Source organism: uncultured Clostridium sp. (assembly GCF_934754915.1).
Taxonomy (GTDB): domain Bacteria; phylum Bacillota; class Clostridia; order Clostridiales; family Clostridiaceae; genus Clostridium.
The window spans coordinates 1-9,453 of record NZ_CAKVKB010000125.1 but is presented as its reverse complement, the minus strand read 5'-3'; the positions used below and the strand labels follow the sequence as shown (position 1 = coordinate 9,453).

The 9,453-nt window shown below is 26.9% G+C and carries 14 protein-coding genes and 1 tRNA gene; 13 read left to right on the top strand and 2 right to left on the bottom strand.

What is annotated here, in order from left to right; genetic code table 11:
• Position 1 precedes the first annotated feature (1 nt).
• Positions 2 to 70: transfer RNA gene (locus Q0F58_RS14925), tRNA-Arg, on the top strand.
• 111 nt (positions 71 to 181) lie between these two features.
• Here the strand turns inward: Q0F58_RS14925 and Q0F58_RS14920 are convergent.
• Both Q0F58_RS14920 and Q0F58_RS14915 read right to left on the bottom strand, forming a co-directional pair.
• The gene (locus Q0F58_RS14920; protein WP_294378215.1) at positions 182 to 1,348 is read right to left on the bottom strand and encodes a tyrosine-type recombinase/integrase; all 1,167 of its coding nucleotides are present in this window, start codon (positions 1,346 to 1,348) and stop codon (positions 182 to 184) included.
• Entirely contained in the window at positions 1,349 to 1,723 is a 375-nt protein-coding gene (locus Q0F58_RS14915) for a helix-turn-helix domain-containing protein (protein WP_294378212.1), read from the bottom strand.
• A gap of 141 nt (positions 1,724 to 1,864) precedes the next feature.
• Here Q0F58_RS14915 and Q0F58_RS14910 point away from each other — a divergent pair, with 141 nt between their 5' ends.
• The 12 genes from Q0F58_RS14910 (at position 1,865) to Q0F58_RS14855 (ending at position 9,031) form a co-directional block, all read left to right on the top strand.
• A complete protein-coding gene (locus Q0F58_RS14910) occupies positions 1,865 to 2,059 on the top strand; it encodes a helix-turn-helix transcriptional regulator (protein WP_294378209.1) in 195 nt (64 codons plus the stop codon).
• Positions 2,060 to 2,156: 97 nt separating this feature from the next.
• The gene (locus tag Q0F58_RS14905) at positions 2,157 to 2,345 is read left to right on the top strand and encodes a hypothetical protein (RefSeq protein WP_294378206.1); all 189 of its coding nucleotides are present in this window, start codon (positions 2,157 to 2,159) and stop codon (positions 2,343 to 2,345) included.
• Positions 2,346 to 2,349: 4 nt separating this feature from the next.
• Positions 2,350 to 2,652 carry a helix-turn-helix domain-containing protein gene (locus Q0F58_RS14900; RefSeq protein WP_294378203.1) on the top strand — a complete coding sequence of 101 codons (303 nt, stop codon included), beginning with the start codon at positions 2,350 to 2,352 and terminating at the stop codon, positions 2,650 to 2,652.
• Between the two features lie 13 nt (positions 2,653 to 2,665).
• The gene (locus tag Q0F58_RS14895; RefSeq protein ID WP_294378201.1) at positions 2,666 to 3,373 is read left to right on the top strand and encodes a hypothetical protein; all 708 of its coding nucleotides are present in this window, start codon (positions 2,666 to 2,668) and stop codon (positions 3,371 to 3,373) included.
• Positions 3,374 to 3,387: 14 nt separating this feature from the next.
• The gene (locus Q0F58_RS14890) at positions 3,388 to 4,731 is read left to right on the top strand and encodes a DnaB-like helicase C-terminal domain-containing protein (protein ID WP_294378197.1); all 1,344 of its coding nucleotides are present in this window, start codon (positions 3,388 to 3,390) and stop codon (positions 4,729 to 4,731) included.
• 88 nt (positions 4,732 to 4,819) lie between these two features.
• Positions 4,820 to 4,942, top strand: coding sequence for a hypothetical protein (locus Q0F58_RS14885; protein WP_294378195.1), 123 nt, complete (start codon positions 4,820 to 4,822; stop codon positions 4,940 to 4,942).
• Positions 4,943 to 4,955: 13 nt separating this feature from the next.
• Complete coding sequence (locus Q0F58_RS14880) at positions 4,956 to 5,267, top strand: ImmA/IrrE family metallo-endopeptidase (protein ID WP_294378193.1); 312 nt, start codon at positions 4,956 to 4,958, stop codon at positions 5,265 to 5,267.
• 142 nt (positions 5,268 to 5,409) lie between these two features.
• The gene (locus Q0F58_RS14875) at positions 5,410 to 5,772 is read left to right on the top strand and encodes a hypothetical protein (RefSeq protein ID WP_294378190.1); all 363 of its coding nucleotides are present in this window, start codon (positions 5,410 to 5,412) and stop codon (positions 5,770 to 5,772) included.
• 13 nt (positions 5,773 to 5,785) lie between these two features.
• Positions 5,786 to 6,331, top strand: coding sequence for a tyrosine-type recombinase/integrase (locus Q0F58_RS14870; protein WP_294378188.1), 546 nt, complete (start codon positions 5,786 to 5,788; stop codon positions 6,329 to 6,331).
• Positions 6,332 to 6,616: 285 nt separating this feature from the next.
• Positions 6,617 to 7,033, top strand: coding sequence for a hypothetical protein (locus Q0F58_RS14865; RefSeq protein ID WP_294378186.1), 417 nt, complete (start codon positions 6,617 to 6,619; stop codon positions 7,031 to 7,033).
• Between the two features lie 66 nt (positions 7,034 to 7,099).
• On the top strand, positions 7,100 to 7,267 hold the full coding sequence (locus tag Q0F58_RS14860; protein WP_294378185.1) for a hypothetical protein: 168 nt from the start codon (positions 7,100 to 7,102) through the stop codon (positions 7,265 to 7,267).
• 114 nt (positions 7,268 to 7,381) lie between these two features.
• Positions 7,382 to 9,031, top strand: coding sequence for a phage major capsid protein (locus tag Q0F58_RS14855; RefSeq protein WP_294378182.1), 1,650 nt, complete (start codon positions 7,382 to 7,384; stop codon positions 9,029 to 9,031).
• The last annotated feature ends 422 nt before the right edge of the window (positions 9,032 to 9,453 follow it).

The following is a 9,453-nucleotide window of genomic DNA, read 5'->3' as shown; positions in this document are numbered from 1 at the left end:
TATAGTTTAATGGATAGAACAATCCCCTCCTAAGGGATAGATGTGGGTTCGATTCCCGCTGGGAGTACCAGTTTATAAGATAGAATGGCTTAACTATAAGGGTTAAGCCGTTTTTTGTTTCTAAAATTGTACTATAAATTGCACTAAATTTTTTGTTTAGCTTTTTTGGTACTATATTGTACTACTTCTTATATCTAAAAATACTATCTAATAAATCAGCAGTATTATTTTTCATATCATCCATAACATGAGTATATGTGTCTAATGTAGTACTTATATTTTTATGACCGAGCCTTTCGGATATAACTTTTATATTTTCACCATTAAAAATTAATAATGTTGCGTGGGTGTGTCTAAGAGCGTGAAAACTGATTTGTTTAAGTTGCATATAATGAAGAGGAATTTTTTTATTTTTCTTTTTCATATCCTCAATAGAATATTTATATTTTTGAATTGATTGTGTAAAGTTCATTGATAAATTACGAGGATTACACATAAGACCTTCACGATTTAATATTACAAAATCATTTTCAGATGCATCATGTTTTATAGATTGCAGATAATCCAGTAATATTTGAGGTAATGTTATTTTTCTATGACTTGTGTCTGTTTTTAATATTTTTGAAAATACGAGCATTTTTAATTGTCTATCATAGATAACTTGATTATTAACTGTTAAATATTTATTATTAAAATCTATATCCCTCCATCTAAGGCCGCACAATTCTCCAACTCTTAATCCAGTAAATACTTCTATCAAAATAGGGGTATAAAGATACTGGTCTTTTATTTCATTCAAATAAAAATCTATTTCAGCTTTAGTCCAAAATTCAACTTCGGATTTATTCATTGGTTGTTTTTCTATATCGGTAGGAATTGTATATATTAATTTGCTTTTTTGAGCATATTTAAATACACCGTTTAAGGTTTCCATTATTTTTTTAACGCTGGATGGCTTCATTCCTTCACATATAAGGCCATTATAAAAATCTTGAACAATTCCATTAGTAATTTTATTTAATCTATATGAGCCTAATTTAGGTATTATATGAGTATCAATTCTTGAACGGTAATTTGCTTTAGTATTGATACTTATATTCTGAGATTTATATTCATCAAACCACTTATTTATATAATCTTTGAATAAGATATTGCTTTCAGTTGGAGATATAAAACCTTTATTTTTTTTATTTACTATATCAGCGGCCCACTTTTCAGCTTCTTTTTTAGTCTTAAATCCTTGTTTTCTTGCAAGGTTCTTTTTTCCATTATCATTATATCCAAGACATACAGTAGCCTTCCAATTTGGCTTTGAAGGAATGGAAGATATATTTTTAAATGTTGCCATTTATTCACCTCTTTTATTCTTAAAATGTTTAACTCTCATTTTTGTATAATCTATGATTTCATCACATAATGATAACGCTGCATCCGCTTTTAAATTATGATAATTTTCTAAGTAATTTAATAATTGTTGTTTTAAAAGAACTTCCTCATTATCTAAGACAGGAAGCGTATCTGTATTTAAAAAGGTGGATACAGGAACGGCAAGAGCAGTAGCAATATTTCTTAAAACTTCAATTGATGGGTTTGTTTTTTTACCATTTTCTAGCATGGTTATATATGCGGGTGAAACATTTATACGTCTAGCCAGTTCACTCCGACTGATTTTATTAAATTTTCTAAGATTTTCAATCTTTTCACCAATATTAATTGAATTCATAAAACACCTCCATATGATATATATATTATAACATTTTTTAACCAAAAGTTAAAATATTTTTTAAAACAGTGTTGACTTTTAACTGAAAGATAAATATAATAGATATATACTTAACTGAGAGTTAAGAAAGAAGGTGAAATAATGAATGTTAAAATTGCGAGAATAAAAGAGAATATAACCCAAAAAGAACTAGCTGAATTGGTAGGGACATCAAATGTAACTATAGTTAAAATTGAAAAAGGCAACTATGATAATGTGAAACTTAGTACATTAAAAAAAATTGCGGAAGTTCTTAATTCAACAGTACAAGAATTGTTTTTGGCAGAAGAAAATTAAAATTTAAATAGTGTACAAGCCTTAACATAAACCACACACCGTTAAGGTCTAAGGTGAGGAATTACAACGAGAAATAAATTAATGAGAGGTGATATTAATGGACACTAAAGATTTATCAATAGCTGGGCTTATGTGTCTAGGTCAGATTATTTATAGTGGGTTAAGTGATGCTATAGATAATGACACTATAAACAAAGAAACATTAAAAGAATTATTAAAATGGTATGAAAGTAATGTGATTATAAGTTATAACTGTTTAAAAGAAAAATTTGATAAAGTAAGGTGATAATATGGCAAGACAGGAAATACAGGAATTATTGGCAGTATCTGAAATTTCATCAATATATGGGGTACAACCAGCAACGATTCAAAAACATATTAGAGAACATAAATTAAAAGCCAAGAAGATTGGTAAGAAATATATGGTCACCAGAAGGGATTTAAATGTTTATCTAGGAATTGAAAATAATGAGGAAGATTTGAGGAAAGATTTAGAAATTGCAAATTTAAAAGCAAAAGTAAAAACATATGAATATCAGTTAAAAACTATTAAAGCTATGATAAGTAATTTAGATAACATAATTGGATTATAAGGAGTGAGAATTTATGGAGAAGAAAGGAGGGAACATGAGTGAGAACTTTACCCAAATACAAAATGAGATTATAAGAACTAATAAATTAGATGTTTATCAAAAATCATGCATAAATAATATTTTGAGTAATGATGAAAACTTCAATATATCATTAACAATATTAGCCAAAAGAATACCTTGTAGTAGAGATAAATGTATAAAAACAATTAATTCATTAAAGAAACTGAATATTATATCAGCTAATAAAACAAGAACTTTAAATGGTGATTGGAACAGTAATTATTATAAGGTCAATTTAAATGAATTACTTAAATATATAGAGGTAGTAGTTGAGAAAGACAACGTAGTATTTAATAAAGACTACCTAGTATGTGAGAAAGACAACGGTAGTATTTCAGAAATACCACAGGTAGTAGTTAAGAAAGACACTAAGAATACTAATAAGAATACTAATAAGAATATATATATAGATTTAAATTTTATTGATGATGTAATAGACAAAGTAAAAATTACACAAGAACAATATAATAAATTAATTAATAAGTTTGATGTGGATTTAGTAAATAATCAGATATTAGCTTTAGATAATTATATTGCTAATGGAAAAGGTAAAAAATACAAAGACCATTATAGGGTACTAAATACATGGTGTACTTCTAAGCAGCCTAAACAGATAAAAGGACAAATAAGTATTGATGATTGTGGAATAAGAGAATTTTAAAAAGAGGTGATTTAATGGAGAGGTTCAATTTAGAAATTGAAAGAGCCTTATTAGGAAATTGTATTCAATCTAAAGAAACTTTTATAAAAGCAATAGATAGAGGAATTACAACAAAAGACTTTTATAATACTAATAATCAAAAAGTATTTGAAAGTCTAAAGGAAAGTTATTCGTTGAAAAATAGTACAGATATATTGATTGTAAGTAAAATAGCTTTATCAAAAGGAATTAAAATCAGTTATTTAACAGATTTGATTACTGAAACAGTTAAAATGTCAGATGTTGATGCATATATCAATGAATTACTTAATTTAAGAATTGTAAGAGAAAGATTGAAATTAGCAAAAGATATCGAAGATGGAGCAATAACAACAGATGAAGAAATACAAAAAAGATTCGATACTATTGATTTTATAAAATCAAAAATAGGCAATGGAAATACAATTACAACATTAGATAAGGTTAAAATCGTTGATATACACACAATGGAGAAGATACCAACAGGATTTAAGAATATTGATAAAAAGTTATTAGGTTTCGTTATGGGAAGTTTAAATATAATAACTGGATATAATGGCAATGGTAAGAGTACAATTGTAAATCAGATGTGTATAGCAGAGAGTTTAAGCTGGGGATATAAAGTATTTTTATATAGTCCTGAACTTACCAATTCAAATTTGAAAAGCTGGTTATATCCAACAATTGCGAATGATGAACATTTTATAAATAAGAGTTATAAAAATATTCAGTATAAAACATTAGGAAAAGTCGGTATCGATTATATCGATAGCTGGATTAAGGACAAGCTATTTATCTATACTGACGATAGTATTACAACAGATGAACAACAATTATTGCTGGATATGAATAGATTGGCAAAACAAGGGGTTAAAGTGTTTGTTATTGATAATCTGATGAAAATAGAATTGAAAGACAGTTATAAAAATGAGTATATGGCCCAAAAGATATTTGTAAATAAACTAAAAAACTTTGCTAGAAAGTATGGCGTTATAGTGCATTTAATTGCACATCCTAGAAAGCCGCAACAAGGAAATTCAAAAGTTACAAAATTTGATGTCGCTGGTACTGGAGATATAACTAATTTAGCAGATTATGCAATATCGGTAAAAAAGAATTCAGAAAAAGAAAAGAAGAAAGATGCAACTTTAAAAGATTCTTATGTTGAGATACTTAAAGACAGAATGAGAGGGTTTGAATTTGGTGTTGATTTGAATTTTGATAGAGATAGAAAGAGATTCTATTCTGATAATCAAGAATTGAATAAAGATTATGGATATACCGATAATTGTGAAATAGTTCAAGTTGAATGTAGGCAGGAAATGTTTAATGAAAAATAAAAAAGAGCATATCCAAAAGATACACCCAAAAACGCAATTTGATTGTATCACATTGGATATGCTCCAGTAAAGGGAGAATGTTTGTTTTATGGAAATTAAAATATTTCAAAAATTAATTAATGAACTAATTGAAGAAGGAATAAAGGTTCAAAATTTAACTTTGATGCAGATTAGTAAAAGCATTGAATTATATAAAATGATATATAGATAGGGGGGTTATACAAATGGAACTAGAAAAATTGAAGAGATTTGCAGAAGCAAAGGGATTTGACGTCCGTATTATGGATTTGAATGTAGATAAAGAATGTGGGTACTTATTAAATAAATGTATTTTTGTTAACAATAATGAAAATGTAAGCAAAGATAGAGTAGCCTATACATTGGCTCATGAGATAGCACATGGTTATTTACATAAAGATAAAGGAAACACAATAAATAGCCCTAAACATGTAGAATATGAAGAACAGGCAGATAGGGCAGCCCATATGATATTAGATTTATTATCAATGGATTTAGAAGAGAGGGGTATGAATTAATATTTGAGACTGATTCGGTATAATACCGCGTCAGTTTTTTTGTTCTCCAAAAGCAGAGAGTAATCTAGTATAAAAATCTATACATGTCATTGACTTACAATGAATTACGGTGTAATATTTTATTGAAGGAGATGATATAAAAATGTCAACAAAACAAATTACAGCAAGAATAGATGACGAATTAATTAAAAGAGTACAACTAAGAATTAATAAAATTAAAGAAGAATCTAGGGGGGGAACTGAAATAAATTTATCTACTGTAATAAGATATGCATTAGAAAAGTATCTTGAAGAACAGGAAGAAATAGATAGAAATGTATTTAATCTAAAATTTGAAATTGATAAGCTTGATATTTCAGATTTAGAAAAATTAGAACCTTTAGTAAACAAATTAAGCGATATGTTTTCATGTGGATATAAAGAGTCCGTTGAATTATCAACTAATGCTTTCAAATTATGTGAGGAAATTAAATATAAGATATACAAATTAAAAGAAAATAAATAATTAAGGTGAAAATATGAAAAAAGTAAAGCCTATATTAAACGATATGAAAATAAAAGAAATAGAGCAATATCTAAAAAACAATAACTATAGGGATTATATATTATTCTTGTGCGGCATCACTATGGGGTTAAGAATAAGTGATATATTAAATCTAAAAATAAAAGATGTATATGAAAAAGATATTATATACTTAACAGAAAAAAAGACTGGGAAACGCAAAGAGATAGCTTTAAGTAAATTGCTAAAAAAGGAATTAAAGGTATATTGTGAGGATAAGGACAAAGAACAGTATTTGATTAAGTCAAGAAATGGATTAAATAAACCTATTGGGAGAGATAGAGCATACAGAATAATAAAAAATGTTGCTAACAAATTTAAATTAAAGAATATAGGCACTCATTCATTAAGAAAAACTTTCGGAAGAAAATATTATCAAAAATATGAAGACATAGAAGGATTAAGAGAATATTTTAACCATAGTAGCATAACAGAAACTAGAAAATATATCGGACTTGAACAGGAAATAATCAATAAAAATGTTAAAGAGTTATGGGAATAAAAAATATTCTTAAAACCTTAAAATGTTAAAAAGTCGGTTTTAACAATAAAAAATAATATTAAAGTCTTATAAATAGAGCCTTTGAGGTTAATAAATGAAGAATACACAACTATAAGATATGTATTCTTCAATCTTATAAGGTGAATATGCTTCAAACGTAGAAAATATAACGGTTAAGGGCTTATAAGGCAAAGATATTAAAAAAAGTACTAAAAGATAAAAATATATATGTTGGGAAATATCATATTAAAAAGTTCAAAAAAGTTAAAAAAAGGTGGTGTAGAGTTGAAACGTGAGGAAAAAATAAAAAAGGCTTTAGACCTTGCAAATAAAGGCTTTACGCGTGATGAAATTATCGAAAAATTGAAAATTTGTCGCAGAACTTTAGAGAGATATCAGCAAAATAACACTCAATTAGCGACAAAAATTAAGGAAAATGAAAAAGACATAGCACAATTAATAAAAACAGCTTTCAAAGTAGCAACAGGATATACAATTACAAGTCAGAAAGTGATAAAAAACAAAGACAATGTTGAAATTGTAGAAGTCAAAGAGAATATATTACCTAATGCTGAAATGATTAAATACCTACTGAATAATAGGGACAGGCTCAATTACTCCAACAATCCAAACAAAGATATTATTGATAAAAAGTTACTTGAATTAAAACAAAAAGAAATTAATTCAAAGATAATAGAATAAAGAATTTAATTTAAAAATAATGAATAAATAAATAAAATAAAGATAGAAAAGATAAAAATAGAAAGTATGAATAAAAAAGAGAAAAAATATAATAAAGCAGTTGGGTATTATTATGAAAAAGAAGTAAGTATAAAAGTTAATGGAAAGATGGAGCATATAAAAATAAAAAAATATAGAAAATCAATTTTTTCAGCACAAAAAGAAATATTAAGAGGTGCTGGCTGGAATAAATAAACCCCCTAGGATAATTTAAAAAAATTTTTAAAGCATATCCATATGACGAGGCCTCCCGCATCCACAAAATATTCCCAAAATAAAATTTTAAATTGTTTGAAAGGAGTTGAAAAAATGGAAATAAGAATAATTGATAATTCTGTACAACTTGAAGGTTATATTAATGTGACTGAAAGAAAGTCAAAAGTATTATCAGATAATAAAGGCAATTTTATTGAAATCATCAAACAGGGAGCATTTGAAAGAGCGTTAAAGAGAAATAATAATATATTATTATTATTGGACCATGATTTTAGCCGACAAATTGGCGAAAATGGAAACAATCTCGAATTAAGAGAAGATAATATTGGCTTACACTATAAAGCAACAATAACAGATGAAGAAACAGTTAAACTCGCAAAAGAAAATAAATTAAATGGTTGTAGTTTTGGGTTTAAAAATCCTATTGAATCAAGATGCAAAGGGGAAGCATTAGATACAAGAGAAATACAAGACTTAGATTTAATAGAGGTAAGTATATTATCAAATAGAAAAATACCCGCTTATAGTGGTTGTAGCGTGGAGATTAGAGGACTTGATAATGAAAATATTAGGCTGGAATTAAGAAGTATAGAAGATTATGAAACGGAGGAATTAAGAACTATGAATAAAGCAAAAGCATTGAAAGAAAAAAAGAATGATTTACTTGAAAAAATCGAAAAAATTGAAGGACAATCAGAAGAATTAAGAACTATTAATGAAGAGATTAAAAAAATAGATAGTGAAATAGATGAAATTACTAAAAAAACAGAAATTAATTCTGATGCAGCACAGGAGTTTAGAAGTATAAAAGATGCAATTAAACCTAATGAAAAAATACAAAAAAGAAGTTATAAAGATAACATTAATTATGATTTAGGTAAATTAGTAAAAGGTCTATGTGGCTATGGTTGGAAGGGTGCTGACAATGAAAATAAGTATGTTAGAGATATGAATACTGGAAATAATACAACAATTATCCCTACACAATTAAGCGATATGATTTATGATTATGCTAGGAATACAAGTGCAATAATGGGACAAATACCCACTGTAATGATGGAACACGGAAATATGACAATAGCAACACAAACAAAAGACATTGAAGCTGGATTTGTTGCCGAAGGTGATTTAATTCCATTGACCGATGTAGCTTTCAAACCAGTAGAATTAAGAGGAAAAGTACTAGCTGGAATTATTCCAATAACAGAGCAATTATTACAAACTTCTAATATAAGCGAAATATTAATGTCAAGTATAGCAAAAGCGATAACAAGCCAGCTTGATAAGGCGTTATTATATGGTGCTGGTGAAAATGAACAAATAAAAGGTATAAGTTTATATAGTGATATTAATAAATTGGAAGTTGAAAAAATAGACTATGATGCTTTAATAAAAGGAATCCAATTAAGTAAAAAAGCTAACATCACACCAACTCATATAACATATTCAACAAATACTGGAACAGAATTAGCATTATTAAAAAATTCTAATGGTGACTATATAACAAAACCATCAGTATTAAATAATTATATAATTTCAGAAAGCAACAATGTAAAAGATAATGAATCATATGTAATAGATACAAATTCGTTAATATTAGGATTACAAAAAGATATAACTATAGAGGTTGGAATTAACTCTGATGATTTTAGAAGATTAAAGAAGAGCATTAGAATTTATATAAATGCAGATTTAGGAGTATTAAATCAAAAGGGAATTACTCAAATAAAAATAAATGGATAAAAAATTGTACTAACGTTGTACTATTTCATTTTAAAAATTTAAAAATAAATCAAAATTGCAGAATAATTAAAACTTTGAAAAGCAAGATATAATCAGCTTTAGGAGGTATATTATGAAACTTAATAAATGTTATTATATTAATAAATTTTTTCCCGCTGGGAGTACCAGTTTTCATTAAGAAGTGGCTTAAACACTAGGTTTGAGCCACTTTACTTTTTAAAAGTCCGACAATTGTCAGACAATTATTCTAAAGAAATTCTTGGAAGGTCACATGAAGCCTAGATTTAGAGAGAATATTTATACACTAAAAATCAAAAATAGTGGATAATAATTCACCTGTACTATTTGGATTGGTTATAATTAATTAGACAGTAATTATTCGGTCATGATATAATATAAAAAATTGTGAAAAAGGAGAAGAA

What these genes read in the sequence shown, in the direction of transcription:
- Q0F58_RS14920 (WP_294378215.1), bottom strand. Translation starts at nt 1,348, where the DNA reads ATGGCAACATTTAAAAATATATCTTCCATTCCTTCAAAGCCAAATTGG.
- Q0F58_RS14910 (WP_294378209.1), top strand. Translation starts at nt 1,865, where the DNA reads ATGAATGTTAAAATTGCGAGAATAAAAGAGAATATAACCCAAAAAGAA.
- Q0F58_RS14895 (WP_294378201.1), top strand. Translation starts at nt 2,666, where the DNA reads ATGGAGAAGAAAGGAGGGAACATGAGTGAGAACTTTACCCAAATACAA.
- Q0F58_RS14890 (WP_294378197.1), top strand. Translation starts at nt 3,388, where the DNA reads ATGGAGAGGTTCAATTTAGAAATTGAAAGAGCCTTATTAGGAAATTGT.
- Q0F58_RS14860 (WP_294378185.1), top strand. Translation starts at nt 7,100, where the DNA reads ATGAATAAAAAAGAGAAAAAATATAATAAAGCAGTTGGGTATTATTAT.
- Q0F58_RS14880 (WP_294378193.1), top strand. Translation starts at nt 4,956, where the DNA reads ATGGAACTAGAAAAATTGAAGAGATTTGCAGAAGCAAAGGGATTTGAC.
- Q0F58_RS14885 (WP_294378195.1), top strand. Translation starts at nt 4,820, where the DNA reads ATGGAAATTAAAATATTTCAAAAATTAATTAATGAACTAATTGAAGAA.
- Q0F58_RS14875 (WP_294378190.1), top strand. Translation starts at nt 5,410, where the DNA reads ATGTCAACAAAACAAATTACAGCAAGAATAGATGACGAATTAATTAAA.
- Q0F58_RS14915 (WP_294378212.1), bottom strand. Translation starts at nt 1,723, where the DNA reads ATGAATTCAATTAATATTGGTGAAAAGATTGAAAATCTTAGAAAATTT.
- Q0F58_RS14905 (WP_294378206.1), top strand. Translation starts at nt 2,157, where the DNA reads ATGGACACTAAAGATTTATCAATAGCTGGGCTTATGTGTCTAGGTCAG.
- Q0F58_RS14870 (WP_294378188.1), top strand. Translation starts at nt 5,786, where the DNA reads ATGAAAAAAGTAAAGCCTATATTAAACGATATGAAAATAAAAGAAATA.
- Q0F58_RS14900 (WP_294378203.1), top strand. Translation starts at nt 2,350, where the DNA reads ATGGCAAGACAGGAAATACAGGAATTATTGGCAGTATCTGAAATTTCA.
- Q0F58_RS14855 (WP_294378182.1), top strand. Translation starts at nt 7,382, where the DNA reads ATGGAAATAAGAATAATTGATAATTCTGTACAACTTGAAGGTTATATT.